At 35.2% G+C, this 21,981-nt stretch carries 20 protein-coding genes; 13 read left to right on the top strand and 7 right to left on the bottom strand.

What is annotated here, in order from left to right; translation table 11 throughout:
• Positions 1–88 precede the first annotated feature (88 nt).
• The 4 genes from GQR60_RS07740 to GQR60_RS07725 all read right to left on the bottom strand — a co-directional run bounded on the left by GQR60_RS07740 (position 89) and on the right by GQR60_RS07725 (position 3,292).
• A complete protein-coding gene (locus tag GQR60_RS07740) occupies positions 89–1,021 on the bottom strand; it encodes a ribose-phosphate pyrophosphokinase (protein ID WP_124992388.1) in 933 nt (310 codons plus the stop codon).
• Between the two features lie 174 nt (positions 1,022–1,195).
• Positions 1,196–1,810, bottom strand: coding sequence for a ribosome biogenesis GTP-binding protein YihA/YsxC (yihA, locus tag GQR60_RS07735; protein WP_124992387.1), 615 nt, complete (start codon positions 1,808–1,810; stop codon positions 1,196–1,198).
• A gap of 153 nt (positions 1,811–1,963) precedes the next feature.
• Entirely contained in the window at positions 1,964–2,941 is a 978-nt protein-coding gene (locus GQR60_RS07730) for a type I phosphomannose isomerase catalytic subunit (protein WP_124992386.1), read from the bottom strand.
• A gap of 48 nt (positions 2,942–2,989) precedes the next feature.
• Positions 2,990–3,292, bottom strand: a complete 303-nt coding sequence (locus GQR60_RS07725) for a Dabb family protein (RefSeq protein ID WP_124992385.1) — start codon at positions 3,290–3,292, stop codon at positions 2,990–2,992.
• 90 nt (positions 3,293–3,382) lie between these two features.
• Between GQR60_RS07725 and udk the strand changes: the two genes are divergently transcribed.
• From udk to GQR60_RS07710, 3 genes are all read left to right on the top strand, one after another.
• Entirely contained in the window at positions 3,383–4,000 is a 618-nt protein-coding gene (gene udk / locus GQR60_RS07720) for a uridine kinase (protein ID WP_124992384.1), read from the top strand.
• A gap of 103 nt (positions 4,001–4,103) precedes the next feature.
• Positions 4,104–4,826 carry a 3'-5' exonuclease gene (locus tag GQR60_RS07715; protein WP_124992383.1) on the top strand — a complete coding sequence of 241 codons (723 nt, stop codon included), beginning with the start codon at positions 4,104–4,106 and terminating at the stop codon, positions 4,824–4,826.
• A 107-nt stretch (positions 4,827–4,933) separates the two neighbouring features.
• A complete protein-coding gene (locus tag GQR60_RS07710) occupies positions 4,934–6,040 on the top strand; it encodes a hypothetical protein (protein WP_124992382.1) in 1,107 nt (368 codons plus the stop codon).
• A gap of 413 nt (positions 6,041–6,453) precedes the next feature.
• Here the strand turns inward: GQR60_RS07710 and GQR60_RS07705 are convergent, their stop codons facing one another.
• On the bottom strand, positions 6,454–7,263 hold the full coding sequence (locus GQR60_RS07705) for an alpha/beta fold hydrolase (RefSeq protein ID WP_124992381.1): 810 nt from the start codon (positions 7,261–7,263) through the stop codon (positions 6,454–6,456).
• A gap of 140 nt (positions 7,264–7,403) precedes the next feature.
• Complete coding sequence (locus GQR60_RS07700) at positions 7,404–8,117, bottom strand: pyridoxine 5'-phosphate synthase (protein ID WP_124992380.1); 714 nt, start codon at positions 8,115–8,117, stop codon at positions 7,404–7,406.
• Positions 8,118–8,230: 113 nt separating this feature from the next.
• Here GQR60_RS07700 and GQR60_RS07695 point away from each other — a divergent pair, with 113 nt between their 5' ends.
• The 8 genes from GQR60_RS07695 (at position 8,231) to murI (ending at position 16,210) form a co-directional block, all read left to right on the top strand.
• On the top strand, positions 8,231–8,896 hold the full coding sequence (locus GQR60_RS07695) for a CBS domain-containing protein (RefSeq protein ID WP_101308237.1): 666 nt from the start codon (positions 8,231–8,233) through the stop codon (positions 8,894–8,896).
• Positions 8,897–9,104: 208 nt separating this feature from the next.
• Positions 9,105–9,989 (top strand): NAD kinase, encoded by an 885-nt coding sequence (locus GQR60_RS07690; protein ID WP_124992379.1) that lies wholly within the window; start codon positions 9,105–9,107, stop codon positions 9,987–9,989.
• 211 nt (positions 9,990–10,200) lie between these two features.
• The gene (gene porG, locus GQR60_RS07685) at positions 10,201–10,866 is read left to right on the top strand and encodes a type IX secretion system protein PorG (RefSeq protein WP_124992378.1); all 666 of its coding nucleotides are present in this window, start codon (positions 10,201–10,203) and stop codon (positions 10,864–10,866) included.
• Positions 10,867–10,869: 3 nt separating this feature from the next.
• Positions 10,870–11,616: an isoprenyl transferase gene (locus GQR60_RS07680; RefSeq protein WP_124992377.1), complete on the top strand. Its 747-nt coding sequence runs from the start codon at positions 10,870–10,872 to the stop codon at positions 11,614–11,616.
• Positions 11,617–11,640: 24 nt separating this feature from the next.
• A complete protein-coding gene (bamA, locus tag GQR60_RS07675; RefSeq protein WP_124992376.1) occupies positions 11,641–14,175 on the top strand; it encodes an outer membrane protein assembly factor BamA in 2,535 nt (844 codons plus the stop codon).
• A gap of 75 nt (positions 14,176–14,250) precedes the next feature.
• A complete protein-coding gene (locus GQR60_RS07670; protein ID WP_124992375.1) occupies positions 14,251–14,772 on the top strand; it encodes an OmpH family outer membrane protein in 522 nt (173 codons plus the stop codon).
• A gap of 30 nt (positions 14,773–14,802) precedes the next feature.
• A complete protein-coding gene (locus tag GQR60_RS07665; RefSeq protein ID WP_101308243.1) occupies positions 14,803–15,318 on the top strand; it encodes an OmpH family outer membrane protein in 516 nt (171 codons plus the stop codon).
• Positions 15,319–15,382: 64 nt separating this feature from the next.
• Positions 15,383–16,210, top strand: a complete 828-nt coding sequence (gene murI, locus GQR60_RS07660) for a glutamate racemase (RefSeq protein WP_124992374.1) — start codon at positions 15,383–15,385, stop codon at positions 16,208–16,210.
• Positions 16,211–16,285: 75 nt separating this feature from the next.
• Here the strand turns inward: murI and GQR60_RS07655 are convergent, their stop codons facing one another.
• Positions 16,286–16,822 (bottom strand): gamma carbonic anhydrase family protein, encoded by a 537-nt coding sequence (locus tag GQR60_RS07655; protein ID WP_124992373.1) that lies wholly within the window; start codon positions 16,820–16,822, stop codon positions 16,286–16,288.
• Positions 16,823–17,265: 443 nt separating this feature from the next.
• Here GQR60_RS07655 and GQR60_RS07650 point away from each other — a divergent pair, with 443 nt between their 5' ends.
• Together GQR60_RS07650 and GQR60_RS07645 are read left to right on the top strand one after the other, a co-directional pair.
• Positions 17,266–20,436 (top strand): SusC/RagA family TonB-linked outer membrane protein, encoded by a 3,171-nt coding sequence (locus GQR60_RS07650; protein WP_124992372.1) that lies wholly within the window; start codon positions 17,266–17,268, stop codon positions 20,434–20,436.
• A 12-nt stretch (positions 20,437–20,448) separates the two neighbouring features.
• On the top strand, positions 20,449–21,966 hold the full coding sequence (locus GQR60_RS07645) for a SusD/RagB family nutrient-binding outer membrane lipoprotein (RefSeq protein WP_124992371.1): 1,518 nt from the start codon (positions 20,449–20,451) through the stop codon (positions 21,964–21,966).
• Positions 21,967–21,981 lie beyond the last annotated feature (15 nt).

The following is a 21,981-nucleotide window of genomic DNA, read 5'->3' as shown; positions in this document are numbered from 1 at the left end:
ACGTCATCACCCGGTAAAAAAGCTCCGTTTACTTCCCATTACACGTTTATAAAATATTTTACCGAAAAAATCTGCGCAAAGATATAAATTATAATATGAAATTGGAACTGATTGATTCGCAATTATAAACATTAAGAATTGTTTTTGCGAAAATATCAGCAATAGTCAATTCTTTAATTTTTGAACATTCGCTTTTTAAAGGTATCGAGTCGGTGAAAACAACCTCTTCTAAAGCCGATTCTTGAATTCGTTCATAAGCCGGACCGGATAGAACAGCATGTGTTGCAATAGCACGTACACTAAGAGCACCTTTCTCTTTTAACATGTTGGCGGCTTTTGTAATTGTGCCTGCCGTATCAATCATGTCATCAACAATTACAACATGTCTGCCATCAACATCACCAATTGCAGTCATTTCACCAACCACATTCGCTTTTTCTCTTGATTTGTGGCAGATAGCCAAACCTGCATTTAAATATTTTGCGTAAGTATTCGCTCTTTTACTACCACCCATATCCGGAGAAGCAACAACCAGATTATCCAATTTTAAATTTTCGATGTAAGGAAGAAGTACAGAGGAACCATACAAGTGATCAACAGGAATGTCAAAAAATCCTTGAATTTGGTCAGCGTGAAGATCCATTGTCATTACACGGTCAACGCCCGCAGCCATTAATAAATTGGCTACCAATTTGGCTCCAATCGCAACTCTGGGACGATCTTTTCGATCCTGACGGGCAAATCCGAAATAAGGGATTACTGCAATAACTTTATATGCAGATGCTCTTTTGGCCGCATCAATCATTAGCAATAGCTCCATCAAGTTATCAGTTGGGGGATAAGTTGATTGGATAATGAATACTTGAGCACCTCTTACAGTTTCTTCGTAACAGACTTCGAATTCACCATCACTAAATCTTGTAATGCTTGATTTTCCTAACTGTAATCCTGCTGCTTTTGCAATTTCACCTGCTAAATACTCACTGTTCGAACCAGAAAAGATTTTAATCGGGGCTTTCATTAAAATATTATTTGTTTATAAATCAGATAACTATTGTACTGTGCAAATTTATGAATTATTGCGCCAAAAAACTGATTTTAGTCAAGTTGCCGCAATTTATTTTATCCATTTTAAAGAATAATTTATTTTGTTTAAATAAAAAAGAAGATGTCTTTACGAGATCTTCCTTTATTGTTATTTTCGCTTTTGAAGCAAAACCGTTTTGTTGGTTTCATCAATAGAATTTAATATTTCGTCTTTCCCTAATCCACTTGATGCCGAACTAATGAAGTAAGGGGGCATTTCTTCCCATGTATTCAATAACTCAGTTTCGTAGGCTTTAATGTTTTCAGATAATTGTTGCTTGCCAAGCTTATCAGCCTTTGTGAATATAATAGAGAAAGGGATTCCGTTTACACCTAACCATTCCATAAAATCAACATCTTTGGCTTGAGGTGCGTGTCTGCAATCCACAAGTACAAATAAGTTGATAAGATTGGGACGGCTTTCAATAAAGCTGAAAATTAACTTTGAAAACCGTTGTTTGGTATTCTTTGCAACTTTGGCAAAACCATATCCTGGTAAATCTACCAAATACCATTCATCATTAATTAAGAAATGATTAACCAATTGTGTTTTACCAGGCTTGGTAGAAATTTTTGCCAAACCTTTATGATTGGTCAGCATGTTTATAAGTGATGACTTTCCAACATTCGAACGCCCGATAAAAGCATATTCTGCTTTATTATCGGTCGGACATTTTCTTATATCCGAATTGGACATCACAAATTTAGCACTAGTAATATTCATGGAGTATTTTGTTTTACGTTGCAAAGTTATACAGATTCTTATCTTTTCCGAAAAATGATTCAACTTTATTGACTGATCATCCCATATTGTATGGGAATAAAAAAATCCTCTTTTTAATTGTATAAAAAGAGGATCGTATAATTTATTATCAGTCTATTTTATATAGACTTCAAGAATTTTTGTTTTTGTTTTCGGAGTAAGAGTCAAATTATTAATAATCGCAGGAATTAAAACGCTTTCTCCCTTAGCAACTGTTATTGAACCTTCTTCGTAGGTGATTTCCATATCACCTTCCAGACACATATAGATTACAAAAGAATCTAATTCTATGTAGTCTTTTTCCTGTGGTTTGTCAAATTCCAGAATATTGGTTGTAAAATAGGGACAACGAACAAGTTCTGAAGTTTTATTAATTTCAGTTTGGTAGCTGGTTTCATATTTTTTCTCAAAACTATAGTCGATGGCATCAACAGCAAGTTCTGTATGCAGTTCTCTTGGGTTGCCGGCATCATCAGTTCGGTTAAAATCGTACATCCGGTAAGTAACATCAGATGTTTGTTGAATCTCGGCCAACAGAATTCCTTTTCCAATTGCATGAACACGGCCAGCCGGAATAAAGAAACAACTTCCTTCTTTTACAGGTGCATTGTTTAAAATCTCTTCCAATTTGCCTTCCTTCAATTTCGCTAAATATTGTTCTTTGGTGATGTTTTGATTGAATCCTACAATCAGTTCAGATCCTTTGTCGGCTTCAATAACATACCACATTTCTGTTTTGCCATATGCATTGTGTCTTTCTTTCGAAAGTTCATCATCAGGATGTACTTGAATGGAAAGGACATCATTGGCATCAATAAATTTTATCAGTAAAGGAAATTCAACCCCGAAATTTTCATAAACATGGTCACCTACAAGGTCTCCCATATAAATTTCAATGAGTTCTTCCAGATCATTTCCAGCTAAAAAGCCATTGCTAACAACAGAAATATCTCCTTCTACACCTGAAATTTCCCAACTCTCACCCGCATTAGGCAGTGGCGAAAAATCTTTATTCAATACTGTTTTTAATTTGCTTCCACCCCAAATTTTATCTTTAAGGATGGGCGTAAATTTCAATGGATACAAACTCATTTTTGTACAATTTATTAATTTGATTGCTATATTGGCTTTTGGCTAATCTTAAAATTCGTAGTCAATTACTTTGCGTTCTGCGGCCATTTCTTTTACAACCGATGCTGCTTTTAAATGTTCAGGATGGTTAGCGTATAAAGGCAAGGCATCCATGTTTTCTAAATCAACATTCACTACAAAATCAAATGAAGCATCAGAACGAAGTTGGTCAAAACCAATTTGTAAAAATTTAATTTCAGGAATTCTTTCATCCAATCCGTCAAATGCCTTTTTTAATCTGTTAAAGTAATTCTCTTTTGCTTCAGCCGATTCGAAAGCTTTAAACTTAAACATTGCAATGTGCTTGATCATTTTAATTATTTTTTAAATTATTAGTAACTTTCCAGCCGAAGTTAATGCAAAATTAGCATTTTTGAATCAAACATCTAAATATCATACAACATGTTGATTATTGGAATTGCCGGAGGAACAGGCTCTGGCAAAACTACAGTGGTAAGAAAAATCATTGAAAGGTTAAATCATGGAGACGTTGCCGTTTTACCTCAGGATTCATATTACAGGTCGAATGAAGAGCTTACACTGGAAGAACGTCAGGAAATAAATTTTGATCATCCAAGATCAATAGAGTTTGAATTGTTAATTGAGCATGTGAAGAATTTAAAACAAGGTGTCTCAATAAATCAACCTATTTATTCGTATATCACTTGCCTGCGTTCCGATGAAACGATTAGAGTAGAACCAAAAGGAGTAATTATTGTAGAAGGACTTTTGATTTTAACCGATCCGGTTCTTCGGGATTTAATGGATTTAAAGGTATTTGTTGATTGCGATGCTGATGATCGTTTAAACCGGGTAATTAAAAGAGATATTGTTGAACGGGGCAGGTCTGTTGAAAAAGTATTGGATCGTTACGAAAAAACGGTAAAACCAATGCACCTTCAGTTTATAGAACCAAGCAAGCGTTATGCTGATATTATTGTGCCGCAAGGAGGTAATAATATTGTGGCAATAGATATTTTAACCCATTTTATTCAGAAAAACCTGATCGAGCATCAGTAAGTTGTTTATTTTTATTTCTGGATAAGAAAAATTAGAATGGAGACTTTGTTACTGTCTCCTTTTTTTCTAACTTTTCATTTTTATTTATGATAAGTCTTTTGTTATGCTGAATCAAATTAAAGTTGAAAATTTACTTTTTGTAGATATCGAGACAGTTTCAGGAAATGCAGCTTTTGAGGAAATGTCGCCTAAGTTGCAGGAGCTGTGGGAGAAAAAATCTGATTATTTTCGAAAAGAGGAAGAATCGCCATCTGATGTATATGGAAGGGCAGGAATTTATGCCGAATTTGGTAAAATTGTTTGCATTTCAACGGGTTTGGTGACTAAAAAAAATGGAGAGAAAAAGTTTGTTGCGAAATCATATTATGGTGACGATGAAAAGCAATTGTTAGAGGAATTTGCTTTGATGTTGGATCGTTTTTGCAGCAAACCGAATCGCAATCTGTGTGCACACAATGGAAAGGAATTCGATTTCCCATACATAGCCCGAAGAATGCTGATAAACGGCGTTGTGTTGCCTTCAGTTCTGGATATTGCAGGCAAAAAACCTTGGGAAGTACAGTTTGTAGATACCATGGAACTCTGGAAATTCGGCGATTATAAGCATTATACTTCTTTGGCTTTGCTTTGTGAGATTTTCGGTATCTCTACACCAAAAGATGATATTGACGGATCGATGGTGGGTAAAGTGTATTGGCAGGATAATGATTTGGAACGCATTGCTGTATATTGTGAGAAAGATATTCTGGCCACAGCGCAGGTGTTTTTGCGTTATCAGGGAGAGGATTTAATTCCGGAAACCAATTTTGAGCGGGTATTGTTATAAATGTCTTGCTATTGTACAATAGTTTCGCTTTTTTCGTGTTTGTATATCAGGATGTAAATCCTAATTTTATTCAAAAATATTTTAAAAACTAAAAGATAGTAAATCTGATGAATACTTCATTTTATAATAAATTGTCCTTTGCGATATTGATTGCTGGAAGCCTGTTTTTAACCTCCTGTGGAAGCAGTAGTGGAGGTGGAGAAGAGGACGTTTTCGAGTTTAAATCTTCCGATTTAACCAATAAATACTGGTACTCAAGTACGTTTATTGATGATAGTTATTCAAAAAACGATGTAGTTCTAGTGTATAAATTTAATGGTGGTGGTGATTTGTACAAGCAAGAATTTAGTGGACGCAGGGATGTTAAGGTAGGAAGTTGGAGTCTGGGGGATGATAATACATTGGTAATAGATGACGAGACCATAATTAATTCTCAGGAGTGGAAAATTGACAAGTCATCAACAAGAGATCATATATTCTTAAAAAGTACCATCGGAAACAGAGATTTCTATACTCAAATAAATGAACTTAATGATGTAACTGCTGATGCTTCGGTGGTTAAGGAAGTTTATTTAAAGAATGATGATTTTGTTAGTGGTTACCGATATGATTTTGAGGTGAAGGGAGATAATATTAAAAGTGCTGTTGCAAAAATATCTTCAAATGAAAGTTTTACTTTAATTAAATCGCAAAATTCAAATGATGAAACTGTTTGGAGAATTAACGAAGTTGATGCAAATGAGTATCTTGAAAATTTCCCTGGAGAAAAACTTGTCAAATTTGTACTGACAATGAATTCGGGTGAAGAGTATAAGTTAGACGAGAAGATATATAATCAAGATATTGAAGCTTTAAGTTTTCAGTCAGTGGATTCTGAACACACAACTGGAAGTGGCGCATTGTCATTGGTGGTGAAATGGAAAGCTCTTGACGCTGGGAATATATATTACTACGTTCAGGTGTTAAATTCTGAAAAGGATGAGAACAATCCGTTATTTACGTCAAATTGGCAACCGGCAAGTGCTGACGCTTTGCAATCAATGACACTTGAAGAAGATTCTAAAGGTGATTTTGGTTTATCTCTTGGAGATAATTTTTATGTGAAGGTCGTTGCATTTTTGTATGAAGATGGTATTGACCCTTTTCAAGGAGATATTTACACTTTTAATATTCAAGCTCGTTCTCAGTTTATAAAAGCTGGTGGTGAGTGGTAATAAGAAATAAGAAAATTTTAGCCCCGAGACGAATTCGTTTCGGGTTTTTTATTGAATCCAAAACAAAATACTTCACTGTTATAACCAATAGTTTTGCTTGCTCTGCCTGTCCCCAAACAAATGTAGCCTGTCCCCACAATTTGTTTCACTTCCGGATTCTTTCCGTTCCCTGAAAATAATTCTCCGTACGTGAAGGCGAGTGTTCCGTTCGTACTTTCACTTGTTCCGTTCGCGAACGGAAGGGTATTCACTCCGAACGGAGTATCTCAACCTGCGCACGGAAGCACAAAACTGCCGAACGGAAAGGGTTCCAACGCGCACGGAAGTCCATCCATGCCAAACGGAAGACCTCAGTCGGCGCACAGAGATGGTCAATTTACGAACGGGAGTGTCTTCTCCTGAAATAGCACACTTTAATCCAAAGCAAAATATTCAACAGTTTTAACCAGTAGTTTTGGCTGTTCGGCATGCACCCAATGTCCGGCATTGGGAATGGTTGTTATTTCTGCTTTTGGAAATATTGTTCGTATCAAATTGTGGTCGTTATCGCTTATGTAATTCGATTTTTCGCCGCGGATAAATAGAACAGGAAATGCTGTGATTCCTTTGCCTTCTGCAAAACGATCACCATCAATACCGTCCATTATTTGAGGTAAGTAATCGTTAATGGTTTTAATATTTAGTTTCCAGATAAACTGTTTGTTCTCGTCTCTTTTCAAATTTTTAAGAAGAAATTGTCTGACACGTTTACTGGTTATACTTTCTGTTAATTTTGCATCAATTTCGGTTCTGTTTTTGTAAAGCGATAAATCCAAATTAAGCATTGCTTTAACGATGCAGGAGTGATCGATTGTTTGTGGGGCGTAATCGGAAATTTTGCTGTAGTTTTTGGGAGCAATATCCACAACAAGCAGACTGCTTACTCTTTCGGGATGATCGGCAGCAAAGAACATAACCGTTTTCCCGCCCATCGAATGCCCAAGTAAAATGGCCTTTTCAATTTTGTGATCGTTCATAAATTCCAGAAGATCTTCTTTTAAATCCTGATAAGTATGTGAGTTGGCATGAGGAGAGTCTCCGTGGTTTCTCTGATCAATAATGTAAACCGTGAAGTTATTCGATAGCTCTTTGGCAATAGTCAGCCAATTATCCGATGCGCCGTAAAGACCATGAAGAATTAGTAAAGGGCGGCCTTTGCCAAGTTTTTTGTAATTGAGTTTCATTTGCCTGAGATTTATTTCGGAAATAAAGATAAGAACCAAATCAATAAAGTGATTGGTGAAGTTGAGTTTTTTAAGAAGATTTAGAAATAGAAAAGGATGCTTTGAGAGCATCCTTTTGTAAATATGTAATGAGTTCAGGCTTATTTCAAACACCTAAGATACATCTGAATGGTGTTTTCCAAACCATAGTACAATGAATCAGAAATAAGGGCATGCCCAATTGATACCTCAGTTAAATTTGGAATGTTATCGTTAAAATATTTAAGATTTTCCAAGCTCAAATCGTGTCCGGCATTAATTTCCAAGCCTAATTCGTGAGCCTTTTTTGCTGCAATCACAAAAGGACGAATAGCTTCCTCTTTATTTTTAGGATAATTTGTCGCATACGGTTCTGTGTATAGTTCAATACGATCTGTTCCGGTGGCAACAGCACCTTCAATATTAGCAAGATCTGTGTCAACAAAAATGGAAGTTCTGATGCCGGCAGCTTTAAATTCCTTTATAATTTCGACTAATATATCACGATTTTTAACTGTATCCCATCCAGCATTCGAAGTTAATGCCTCTGGAGGATCAGGAACAAGAGTGACCTGTGCCGGTTTTGCTTTTACAACCAAATCAATAAAATCCCGGGTTGGATATCCTTCAATATTAAATTCGGTTGTAACTAAAGATTCTAAATCCCTAACATCCTGATAACGAATATGTCTTTCATCAGGACGAGGATGTACTGTAATGCCTTCAGCTCCAAATCTTTCACAATCTAAAGCTACCTTGCAAACATTAGGAGTATTCCCTCCCCGGGCATTTCTAATTGTCGCAATTTTGTTTATATTTACACTAAGTCTGGTCATTTTATATAACTTTATTGGTAGAATAAATAGGTGAAAATAAGTACAAATTTTCTTTGTGTAATTAAATTCTCCTTAAGGCAAAATTAAAAGTAATTCCTAGAAAACAGGTATGTATGATAGCAAAAGATTTAATTTCTGATGTAGTTCCGGTATTACGGGAAACAGATACGGGGATTCAAGCTCTTAACTGGATGGAGATTTTCAGAGTTTCTCATTTGCCAATAGTAAAGGGGGATCAGTTTCTGGGCTTAATTTCAGACAACGATATCTACGACTTAAACAAGGCGGAAGAACCTATCGGCGATCAAAAATTATCCCTGTTTAGTCCCTATGTAAACGAAAATCATCATATCTACGAAGTAATAGAGATAATTTCAAGGCTTAAATTGACTGTGATACCGGTTTTGGAAGATGAGAAAACCTATGTTGGTCTTATAACTTTAAATGATTTGATGCAATACATTGAAAGAATTTTTTCCGTTCGCGAACCTGGAGGTATCGTTGTGTTAGAACTTAATTCTGTAGATTATTCTTTAAGCGAAATATCTAGAATTGTAGAGAGTAATGATGCAAAAATTCTCAGTCTGTATGTGACATCATCTACGGATTCAAGAAAAATTGAATTAACAATTAAAATAAACCGAACCAATATCACTTCAATAATACAAACTTTTTTGCGTTACGATTACACCATTAAAACTACCTATGTTCGTGAAGATGACATGAAAGATATGATGGAGGATCGATACAATTCGTTCATGAGGTTTCTAAATATCTAAAAAGCTTAAGTTTTAGGCTTCTTTTTCTGCATAGAATTCTTGCCACTAATCAGATTACTCTATATTTGTGCTAAACATTACTTAAACAGACATACCAAACCAATCTTAAGGTTTTATAGGATTTTAAGTGAGTGTAAATTTAAAAAGGTTTTAGAATTTTTTGGATTCTGTTACACAAGCAAATAAACAAAACACAAATTTGTGAAGTATGAAAGTTGCACTTTTTGGCAGATCATTTAACGAAAGCTTTACCGAAAGTTTTATTATGATGTTTGACGTTTTTACCAGTCATAATATCGAAGTAATCATTTATGAGCCTTTTTATGATTTTCTGATCAGGGAAATTAATTTTAAACCTCCTGTTCAGTCCTATTTTCGTAGCAATAAGGATTTGGATAAGAAAGTGGATTTCTTCTTTAGTATTGGTGGAGATGGTACTTTCTTGGATGCAGTGACATTTGTGCGCGATTCGGGGATTCCATTGGTTGGGATTAATAGTGGTCGCTTAGGTTTTATGGCCGATATTGCTCAGGATGAAATACCGCAGGCATTGGCTGATATTGTGGCCGGAGAATATAGTTTCGAGGAACGGAACTTACTGCAGTTGGAAACATCAAGGAATGGTTTGTTTGAAGAATTTAATTATGCTTTAAACGAATTTACCGTTCATAAAACTGACTCGGCTTCGATGATCACTATTCATACCTATCTGAATAATGAGTATTTGAATTCTTATTGGGCCGATGGTTTAATTATAGCGACTCCAACCGGATCTACAGCATATTCGCTAAGTGTTGGCGGACCAATATTAATCCCCAATACACAAAATTTTATCATTTCACCTATTTCTCCGCACAACCTTACAGTTCGACCGATTGTTGTGCCCAATCATCATGAAATAACACTTCGGGTTGAAGGTCGAAGTGAGAGTTATTTGGCTTCGCTTGATTCTCGCTCCTGTACTTTTGAATCATCAATTGAACTGAAAATCAGGAGAGCTGATTTTCAGATTAAGGTATTAAAACTAAAAACACATAGTTTTTACGGAACCTTGAGAAACAAGCTCATGTGGGGTGTTGATAAACGTAACTAGAGAACAATTTTATTTGGGTTTTCATTTTAACAAAATTTAACGACGGGTTGGCGTTATTTTTTTTCATTGATAAGGTTTTTTAAGATTATATGTTACTTTTGTAGCTTGTGAATAAATTGAGATAGAGTACATCCTCTTCAAACCAACGGTTTTAGGAGCTTAAGCAACAACTTCACTTTGTTTACAAGAAGGAAAACACAAACTTGATTTCATGTATAAACTGATATTGGGAATACTGTTTTTTGCGATAGGAAATTCAGCTTTTTCGCAGACTAAAGCAGAGTTAGGTTTCTTTGGCGGAGTCTCCTATTATATGGGTGATATTAATCCTCAAAAGCAGTTTTATTCAAATTCAGTTGCCTTGGGAGGAATTTACCGCTATAATTTTAATTCACGGTATGCTTTAAGGGCTGGCATGTTGTTTTCAGGTTTAAAAGCAGAGGATAGGGATTTTAATAATTCATATCAACAAGCAAGAGGTGCATCATTCAAAACAGATTTAGTTGATCTATCCCTGCAGGTAGAATTTAACTTTCAGTCTTTTTGGTCACCTAAAAAAACAAAAAGCCAGACTCTGGTTCCTTATCTTACAGGAGGAATAGGATACATTGCTCCAAGCAGCACCAGCTCTTCATTCACAATTCCAATGGGAGTTGGTGTGAAAACTAACTTAACAGGAAGATGGACAGCGGCTTTAGAATGGAGTTTTAGGAAGAGTTTTACCGATGATCTGGATCATCTTGATGATCCAAATGATCTTAATAAAAGTAGTTTAGTACACAATAACGATTGGGCATCTTTTTTTGGAGTAATGATAAGTTATAAATTATTCCCAGATAATGAAGAATGCCATTCATACGATCGCTTTGTAAAATAAGATATGTCATTTAAAGATAAAATAGTAAAGGAAAAGCTGCCAACTCATCTTGCCATTATAATGGATGGGAATGGGAGATGGGCAAAAATGCGGGGAGAACATCGTATTGTTGGTCATCAGAACGGCGTTGAAGCAGTAAGACAAACTGTTGAAGCTGCCGGCGAGCTTGGAATTTCTTATTTAACCCTGTACGCGTTTTCTACCGAGAATTGGAATCGACCTCAGGATGAGGTTTTAGGATTAATGTCCTTGCTGGTCGAAGCAATAGAAAATGAGACTCCCACTTTAATGAAGAACAATGTTCGCCTGCAGGCAATTGGCGATCTGGCAAGTTTGCCGCTTGAGGTAAGGGAGAAATTGCAGGGAACAATTTCCAATACATCTGGGAATTCTGGTTTGACTTTGGTTTTAGCCTTAAGTTATAGCTCTAGATGGGAAATTGTGAATGCAGTTAAAAGTATTGCAAGTCAGGTTAAAAACGGAGATATCTCTCTGGATGAAATTAATTCGGACTTGTTCTCTAATCAACTTACAACAAAAGGTATTCCTGATCCGGAACTTTTGATAAGAACGAGTGGAGAAAATAGAATAAGCAATTTTCTTTTGTGGCAAATAGCTTATTCTGAATTGTATTTTACTGAATTATTCTGGCCTGATTTCAATAAAGAAGAGCTATATAAAGCACTTTTTGATTATCAGAACAGAGAGCGTCGATTTGGTAAGATTAGTGAACAAATTAAAGATAAATAAGCATTAACCATTATAATTCAAGTAATGATTAAAAGATTAACTTTCATTTTTACTCTATTTTTAAGTTTTAGTGCGTTAGCACAGGAAACCGATACAATTTATAATCCGGTAACTCATTATTCTTCTCCAAAAAGTTATGAATTGGGTGGCGTTACAGTAACAGGAGTAAAACATTTGGAAAATAATGTTTTGGTGCAAATTTCAGGTCTTCGTGTTGGTACTACCATTGAAGTTCCTGGTGAAAAAGTAACAAATGCAATTAATAAATTGTATAAACAAGGTCTCTTTTCGGACATTCAAATTACAGCAACCAAGGAAATAGGGAACAAGATTTACCTTAATATACAACTTCAGGAACGTCCTCGATTGTCTTTGGTAAATTATAACGGAACATCAAAAAGTGAGACAACAAAGCTGAAAGAGAAATTAAAGCTGATGAAAGGAACTCAGGTTACCGATTATCTGGTTACAAACATAAAAACTATAGTTGAAGGATACTTTAAAGAAAAGGGTTTTTACAATACTAGTGTTTCCGTTATTCAAAGGGATGATTCAGCAGAGGAAAATAGTGTGATACTCGATATTAATATTGATCGAAACAATAAAATTAAGATTAAGCATATTTTTGTTGAGGGAAATACAGCTTTTACCGATAAAAAGGTGAAAAAGGCAATCAAGGATTCAAAAGAGAAAACATTCAGAAATTTCTTAAAATCTTCGAAGTATATTGAAGAAAAATGGAATGAGGATAAATTGACTTTAATTGAGAAGTACAACGAAAAAGGTTATAGGGATGCGCTTGTCTTGTCAGATAGCATTGAACAGGTATCTGAGGATAGAGTGAATATTCATGTGAAAGTGAAAGAAGGGAATCAGTATTTCTTCAATAATATAGATTGGGTTGGTAATACAGTGTACACCGGTTACTGGTTGCAAAGAGTATTAGGAATTAAAAAAGGAGATGTTTACAATCAGACTTTACTTGACAAGAGATTGAGCAGTGATGATGATGCTGTTAGTAATCAGTATCTTGACAAAGGATATTTATTCTTCAATGTGAATCCGGTAGAAACAGTTATTGGTAAGGATTCTATTAATCTTGAAATGAGAATTGTTGAAGGAAAACAGGCAACCATAGATAGAGTAAATATTATTGGAAATACAAAAACTCATGAGCATGTTGCCCGTCGGGAGTTGTATACATATCCTGGAGAATTGTTTAGCAAATCGGATATCATTCGAAGTGTAAGGGAATTGGCTCAGTTAGGTCATTTTGATCCGGAAACGATTAGTCCGGATGTGAAACCTCACCCTGAAAGTGGAACCGTGGATATTAACTATAAGTTAGAAGAAAAAGCGAATGACCAGATAGAACTTTCCGGAGGATGGGGTGCTGGAATGATTATTGGTACCGTTGGTTTGAAATTTTCTAATTTCTCGATTAGAAATATGTTTAACAAAGAGGCTTGGAGTCCTTTGCCAACGGGAGACGGGCAAACATTGAGTATACGTGCTCAAACGAATGGTTCATACTACAATTCTTATAGCATGTCATTTACCGAGCCTTGGTTAGGGGGGAAAAAACCAACTTCATTAAGTACTTCAATTTATTATTCTCAGCAAACCGGATATAGTCGCTCTTATAGCAGAAACTATAGTTATGGTGCTGGAATGAATGGCAATTCAGATCAAAGCCAGAAGGTATTTGGAGCAAGTGTTGGGTTGGCTCGTCGTTTAAAGTGGCCTGATAATTATTTTTCTTTGTATAACGAGGTTAGTTATCAAAACTACAGATTAAAAGATTGGCAGTATTATTTAATAGCTAATGGAACATCTAATAATTTCAGTTTTACAACAACATTATCCAGAAGCTCAATTGATAATCCGCTGTACACAAGAAGAGGTTCATCTTTTTCATTAAGTGTTAAGGTAACTCCTCCATATTCGTTATTTGATAATATAAATTATTCTCGACTGACGACTAGTGATAGAGATAATCAAAAGAGATATAAATGGATTGAATATCACAAATGGGTATTTAAAGGAAAAATGTACACATCCTTATTGAATAGTACTGATAAACTGGTTTTATATACAGGAACTGAATTTGGATACTTGGGGTATTTTAATAAGGATAAAAGGTCACCTTTCGAAGGATTTGAAGTAGGAGGTGATGGTATGTCGGGATACAGCATGTACGGAAGTGACAATATTGGACTGAGAGGATATGAAAATGGATCATTAACACCAGTAAGTGCAAATGGCAGACGTTTGGGTGGTAATATTTATTCTAAATTTACAGCAGAGGTTCGTTATCCATTATCTTTAAGCCAGTCTGCAACAATTTATGCATTGGCATTTGCTGAAGCAGGTAATGCCTATTACGATTTTGAACAATTTCAACCATTCAATTTGAAGCGTTCTGCAGGTGTTGGACTTCGAATATTCCTTCCTATGTTTGGATTATTAGGAATTGATTACGGATATGGATTTGATGAAGCGAATCAGGCAGGACAGAACGGTGGTCAATTCCATTTTGTAATTGGTCAACAATTTTAACTTATTTCATGTAACTGGTCTTTGGAGCTATTATAATTTAAGTTATTTTAGATTTTAATTCTAAAAAAGAATCGAATGAAGCGTTTAGTATTAATAATTGGATGTGTATGTGTATTGATAGGGAATTTGTATTCTCAGCAACGTTACGGATTCGTTGATACAGAATATATTCTCGATAAAATGCCTGATTATAAGAATGCTCAGGAACAACTTGATCAGATTTCAAGCAATTGGCAAATAGAAATTGAGAAAATAGCTTCTGAGATAAAGGAATTGCAGGCGAAGTTTAGAGCTGATGAGGTGTTTTTATCCTCAGAAATGAGAGAAAAAAGAGAAAAAGAGGTTTTTGACAAGGAAATTTTAGCTCAAAAATTACAGCAAAAATATTTTGGAATAAATGGAGATCTTTATAAAAAACGTCAGGAATTAATAAAACCAATTCAAGACGATATTTATGAAGCAATAAAAGAAATTGCAAAAGACGGAACTTATGGTATGATTATTGATCGTGCTAATGGACCAACAATTATATACAGTAATCAAAAGTTTGATTTAAGCGATAAGGTACTGTATAAGTTAGGTATTAGAACTAATTAAAATTAAAATAAAAACTAACTGAGTGATATTATGAGACATTTTTTAAAAGTAACTTTATTAGCCATTATCCTATCTGCAGGTTCAAGTACATTTGCTCAAACCTTAAAATTTGGCCATATCGACTCGAATAAATTACTGTCGATTATGCCTGAAAAAGAGCAGGCACAAAAACAAATTCAAGCTGCGGCAGCAGAGTATGATGCTCAAATTAAAGCAATGAGAGAAGAGTATCAAACTTTGGTAAATGCTTATGTAGAGAAAAGAGAAACTCTTTCGGAGGCTGTAAGAGCCAATAAAGAAAAAGAAATTCAGGATTTGCAAAATCGTATGCAGACATTTGATGGATTTGCTCAGCAAGAACTTCAAAAAAAGCAAAATGAATTATTAAAGCCGATTTTCGATAAAGCTTCAGCTGCAATAAAGGCTGTTGGTGCTGAGAATGGATTCATTTATGTTTTTGATATTAGTACTGGTGTTATCTTGTTCAACTCAAATAACAGTGTTGATATTATGCCATTGGTAAAAACAAAATTAGGAATACTGTAAATATTTTTCAGGATATTGTGAAAAGGTGGTATTTTTGATATCACCTTTTCTTATTTTTACCAGAATGATAAAAAATAGTCAGCCCATTGGTGTTTTCGATTCAGGATATGGAGGTTTAACCGTATTAAATGAACTGCTTAAGAGCTTACCTGAATATGATTTTATTTATCTGGGAGATAATGCCAGAAGTCCGTATGGTACCCGCTCATATGATGTTGTATATGATTACACACTAGAGGCTGTTGAGCAGCTTTTTTCAATGGGCTGTGAGTTGGTTATACTTGCATGTAATACAGCTTCGGCCAAAGCGCTTCGTACCATTCAGCAACGCGATTTGCCTAAAATAAATTCCAACAGAAGGGTTTTAGGGGTTATTCGTCCTAGTGTTGAAGAGGTTTCTAAAATAACCAAGTCCAAACATATTGGTGTAATGGGAACCGTAGGCACAATTCGTTCCAATTCTTATCCAATGGAGATTGCTAAATTGTTCCCGGATGTTGTTGTTGTCCAGGAGGCTTGTCCAATGTGGGTTCCCTTGGTTGAAAATAATGAGATTGAAACGGCTGGTGGCAGGTATTTCATCAAAAAGAACATTGATAGTTTATTGGCTAAAGACCCTCTTATCGATTCGATAATATTAGGTTGTACTCATTATCCTTTGATGAAATCAGAGATTCAGAAAATGCTTCCTGATCATATACAGTTGGTTTCTCAGGGAGAGATTGTTGCCCGAAGTTTAAAAGATTATCTTTTTAGGCATCCGGAAATGGATGTGAGATGTAGTAAAAATTCAATTTGTGAATTCTTTACAACAGAATTTGTAGATAGTTTTGAGGAAAAGGCGGGTCGATTTCTTAATATTACTTTAAAGGCTCAGCATATCAGCTATTAACTGTTACAAGAGCTTTAGTATAACAAAACAGAGCCTTTCAATATAAAAGTGAAAGGCTCTGTTTTGTTAGTTGAATTACTCTTTGATGGTTTCTTCATCTTCTTTGTACCAGCTGGCATACATTGCATAACTATTTGCAATTCGATTGATTTCACCTTCTAATAATTCCGGACTTAATTCTTTTATTTTTTTTGCCGGAGATCCTGCATATACACTGCCTGATTCAACATGCGTACCTTTTGTAACAACTGATCCTGCTGCAATAATCGCATTGCTTTCAATAATCGCATCATCAAGAACAACAGCTGCCATGCCTATAAGAACATTGTCTTTAATTGTACAACCATGCACCACTGCATTGTGGGCTATAGATACATTATTTCCAATTTTGGTAGGTGATTTTTTATAGGTTGCATGAATGGTTGCATTATCCTGAACATTCACATTGTTCCCGAGACGAATAGAATGAACGTCACCGCGTAAAACAGCACTGTACCAGATACTACAATCATTACCCATCTCAACATCACCAATTACGGCAGCGGTTTCTGCTAAAAAGCAATTGTCTCCAAATACCGGAGTTTTTCCATTTAATTCTCTAATAAATGCCATTCTTATTTAGTTTGATTATAAATACAAAGATAATTAAAAAAATATTGGAGAAATTTTTTATAAATATGTTGTAAAAAAAGTTATGCAAACGTTAACGTGAATGAAATTGAAAATGAGAGCAATAGCATAGTGTTAATTTGAAAGCAAAAAGTGTTACATATTGGTAATTTGTTAGTTTTGAAGTCTATTTCAACTTAAATTTAAAAGGTTTACGATAAAAAAGGTTTGAAAATTTAAGTTTTTTTCACACTTTTGATGACGCAGATATAAATAGGGGTATTTTGAAATCTGCAATTTTAGAAGTTATTTTTTAGTGATTAAACTAAAATTTTTCTTTGAACAATTCTAAAGGGTGCATTTTATTGCTTTCATCTCATTTTATGGGATGAATGAATTTATATATAAATGTGTATTAATGTTAATTAACCACTAACTAAAGGTTTATGAAAAAAAGTTTGTTTTCGATGTTAATCCTATTCGTGATAGGATTACAGAGCGTTCTAGCTCAAAGTCGAGAAGTTTCAGGGGTGGTTACTTCAGCCGATGATGGGCTGTCTATCCCGGGAGTTTCCGTAATTGTTAAAGGTACAACCATCGGTACCACTACAGATTTCGATGGTAATTACTCCTTAAATGTTCCCGCTGATGGAAAGGTTTTGGTCTTTTCTTTTGTTGGAATGACTATGCAGGAACGTGAAATTACCTCTTCTACAATTAATGTTGTTATGGAGACTGAATCTATTGGTATGGATGAGGTAGTTGTAACTGCAATGGGAGTAACTCGTGAGAAAAAAGCTCTTGGATACGCTGCTACATCTATAGGTGGCGATGAGATTGGAAAATCTCAAGTTGTTAATCCAATGAATGCTTTGCAAGGTAAGGTTGCTGGTGTTGATATTGCAACAGCTCCAGGGCCAGGTGCAACACAAAATGTAATGATTCGTGGTGCATCCTCTTTTGGAAATAATCAACCACTCTATATTGTTGACGGCGTACCTATTACTAATGTACAGAACCAATCTGGAAGTGCTTTGAATGCACAGGTTGACTTCGGTTCTGGTATCAATGCTATAAATGCGGATGATATTGAAGACATGACAGTATTAAAAGGTGCTGCAGCAACAGCACTATATGGTTCTCGTGCAGCTAATGGTGTTATCATGATTACTACTAAATCAGGTAAAAATACTGATGGTAAGATGCGTGTTTCGTATAGTGGTTCAACTACTTTTTCTAGAGTCGGTCGACTTCCAGAAGTCCAAAAACAATTTGGTCAAGGTTGGAGTGGAGAAAGAGCTTTGGATGAGAATGGTAACTGGGGTCCTGCTTTTGATGGAAAAGATCGAGTTTGGGGAAATATCGTTGATAATAGTCAGCAAATTAAACCTTATGTTTTTTTAGAAGATAGAACCCGTGAATTTTACGAAGTTGGTAAGAATCTTAAAAACTCAGTTTCTTTGAGTGGTGGTAATGCGACCACAAACTTCCTTTTATCTTTGTCTCAAAACTCTGTTGATGGTGTAATACCTACTGACAATGATTCTTACGATAGATATACGATTGCAACTAAAGGTTCTCATACAGCTGGAAAATTAACTGTTAGTGCTAATGTAAATTTCAGTACTGAGAAGACCAAAGCTGTAGCATCAGGCCAAGGTACATCTGTATTTAGATCTCTTTATGAAAGCGCCAATGATATTTCGATCGTTGATATGAAGGATTATAAGAATAAATTCAATAATCTGGATAACTATTTTACGCCTTACGGTGTAAATCCTTATTATGTGTTGAATGAGGATGGTGCGGAGCAAAATAAGAAAAAACTTTTCGGTAAAATTCAATTGGATTATGATTTTACTGATGATTTGCGATTGAGTTACCGTTTTGGTGGTGATTATGAAGTTGCTTTGGGCGAAACTCATACTGCTATTATCGATTTTACTCCAGGTTCACCTAATGAGTCTGGTCCGGCCAATGCGGGTAAATTCACTGAAACAAGAACTGAAAGAACTCAGGTTAATCACGATGTGATGATGAGCTATAAGAAAAATATCAGCGAAGATTTTACTTTAAATGCTATTGCTGGTATGAATGTTAACGAAAGAAGTATGACTTACCTATATGGTAGTATTAATTCTATCGATATTCCCGGGTTTTATAATTTGAATAACAGTTTTTCTCCTTCTACTTCTGGACATTCACATTCAAAACGTCGTTTAATCGGTGTTTATGCTAATGTTGATTTTAGTTATAGAAACTATGCGTATTTGACTTTAACGGCACGTAATGACTGGTCATCAACTTTACCTCTAGAGCAAAATGATTATTTTTACCCAGGTGTTACAGGAAGTTTCCTAATTACTGATTTCTTAAAATACAATGATATCGATACTGGTATTCTTAGTTTTGCAAAAGTTAGGGCAGCCTATGGTATGACAGGTAATGATGCTGATGCTTATTCAGTTTATGATCGTTATGTATCTGCTACTTCTGATAATCCGGGTTATCCAAATATTGATGATTTGTCTTTCCCTATTGGAGGAGTTAATTCATATTCAGCTTCAAACCGTTTAGGAAATCCTGATTTGAAAAATGAGTTAACAAAGGAATTTGAGCTTGGTTTCGAGGCTCAATTCTTCAATAACCGTTTTGGTTTCGATGTGTCTTATTATAACCGATTAACAGAAGGATTGATTGCAAGTCTGCCTAAAGATCCGTCATCAGGTTATACTAGTCAGGTTGCAAATTTAGGTGATGTTCGTAATGAAGGTTTTGAAGTTGCTGTAAATTTAACACCTGTTAAGACAGAAAATTTTGCATGGGATATTGCATATAATGTTTCGGTTAATAAAAACACTATTGAATCTCTGGATGTCGATGAGGTGTATCTTGATGGTTTTGGCGGTGCATCTATTGTTGCAATAGAAGGAAAATCTATGGGACAGTTCAAAATTGCTTCAGTTAAAAAGGTTGAAATTGACGGCGTGATGCACACAGTAGTTGATGGTAGTGGTAATCCACAAGCTACAGCAGAAACTGAATTTATCGGAAAAGATGTTGATGCTGATTTCAGAATGGGTTTAACCAATACCTTTACTTATAAAGGATTTAGTTTGGGTGCAACCTTAGATTTTAGTTATGGTGGATACATGTATTCATATACTAAGGATTATTTGCATTGGACAGGTGCGAATCCTGAATCAGTATTGAATGATAGAAAAACTTTCTTAGTACCCAATTCTGTTGTTTCTGACGGACAAGGAGGATGGATTGAAAATACTACTCCTGTCGACCCTACTGGGTTACACAAATTCTATGGTGATGGTGGTGGATTTGATGGAGATGAAGATGCTATTATCGATCGTTCTTACTTAAAGCTTAGAAATGTAAATTTATCTTATTCGGTACCTAAAAACTTCTGCAATAGATTGCATGTTAGTTCTTTAAGTTTGTCATTAAGTGCTAGTAATATTCTATTGTGGACTCCAAATGAAAATGTTTATATCGATCCTGAAACAACAACTTTTGGTAATGATATAGGAGCTAAGTTTGGTGAGTTTGGAGCAGGTCCAAGTAACGAATTTTATACTTTTGGTTTAACTTTCACTTTGTAATAATAAAGAATTATGAAATATAAAATTATAGCTTTATCACTTGCTTGCTTGTCAATATTTGGCTGGGGATGTGATAATTATTTAGATATAAATGAAGATCCGGACGTATTACGTGATATACCGGAAGCAAAGGTTGTTTTGCCTGCTACGGAAATAAATTTGGCCAATCAACTAATGGGTTGGGATTTTGGTTTTGCGGGAGGTTTTTGGTCTGAATACTGGACACAAGCTTATAGTGCATCGCAATTCAAATTTCTGTGTGAATATCAAGAAACTGATTTTGGTTATGCATATAGTGGTTTAACTGCAGGCGTTCTTGAAGATTGTAAAAGAATGAAGACTATTTCGTTGGCTAATAATAATACGGGTGTATATTATGCCGCAGAAGCTCTTTCAATTTTCACATGGCAAATCATGACTGATGTCTGGGGAGATATCCCTTATTTTGAAGCTCTAAAAGGAGATGAGGGAATTGTATCACCAAAATTTGATAAAGGAAGTGATATTTATGCAGATTTACTTGCAAGAGTTGATGCATTAATAGCCTTGAATGTTTCTGAAGCTACTTTACCTGCATCTTATGACTTTATTTATGGCGGCGATTTAGATCAGTGGAAACTCTTTGCCAATTCATTGAAGTTGAAATTGATGATGCGTCTTTCTGAGACTTCTGCATATAATAATGCTGCTGTTGTTTCTTTTATTGAATCATCTGAGTTTATTAAGAATAATGCTGGAATCAGCGGTTCTACATGGTCGGATAAACAAGAAGGGAAGCGTCATCCTATGAGAGAGTTTGAGGAAGGCTCAGCTAAGTACTTAAGTACAAATGTGGTTGCGTCTAAAAACTTTTTAGATTATCTTGAAGTAAATGCTGATCCGCGTTTGGACGTTCTTTTCGAAAAGACCGGTGGATATCATTTAGGTGCATTTTTTGGGGATTTTGCCTCCAAAGAAGATTCTGATGTAAATGGAACTCTTGATGAAGACGAAGATTACAGTCAAGCTGTATTTTCTGCAACTCAAGATTTGGTAATTATGTCAATATGGGAAGTTAATTTCTACGTTGCTGAGGCGTATGCTCGTGCAGGTAACAACCCTAACGCTAAAATATATTACGATAAGGCAGTAAATGCTTCTTTAGCACAGCATGGTGGCTTAGCTAGTGATATTATTACTACTGGTTATGCAACCTGGGTAGATGGGACTGTAGAACAGGGTATTAAGCAAATTGCCATGCAAAAATGGGTTGCGAATGCCAACTATCAGCATATTGAATCTTTCTTAGAAAGAAATAGAACCAAGTATCCAGCCGTTAACACTATCGATATTCGTAAAGATCGTGCTTTCGCTAATACTAATTTTCCTCTAGGAGATTTAACGCTTGCTGTTGAAGGTAGAGGCAAAACAAATGCGAAATTGCCTGCTTCGCCTATTTATCCTAAAGAAGTAATGACTCGTAATGAAAATGCTCCGGCACAAAAGCAAGATCTTCTAGAGAAAGTTTGGTGGAATAAAAAGGCTGAATAATAATTGTAATTTACA

This window comes from Labilibaculum euxinicum, assembly GCF_009795715.1.
Lineage (GTDB): Bacteria > Bacteroidota > Bacteroidia > Bacteroidales > Marinifilaceae > Labilibaculum > Labilibaculum euxinus.
Note: the sequence above shows the minus strand (reverse complement) of the source record. Positions and strands in the feature narration are given on the sequence as shown.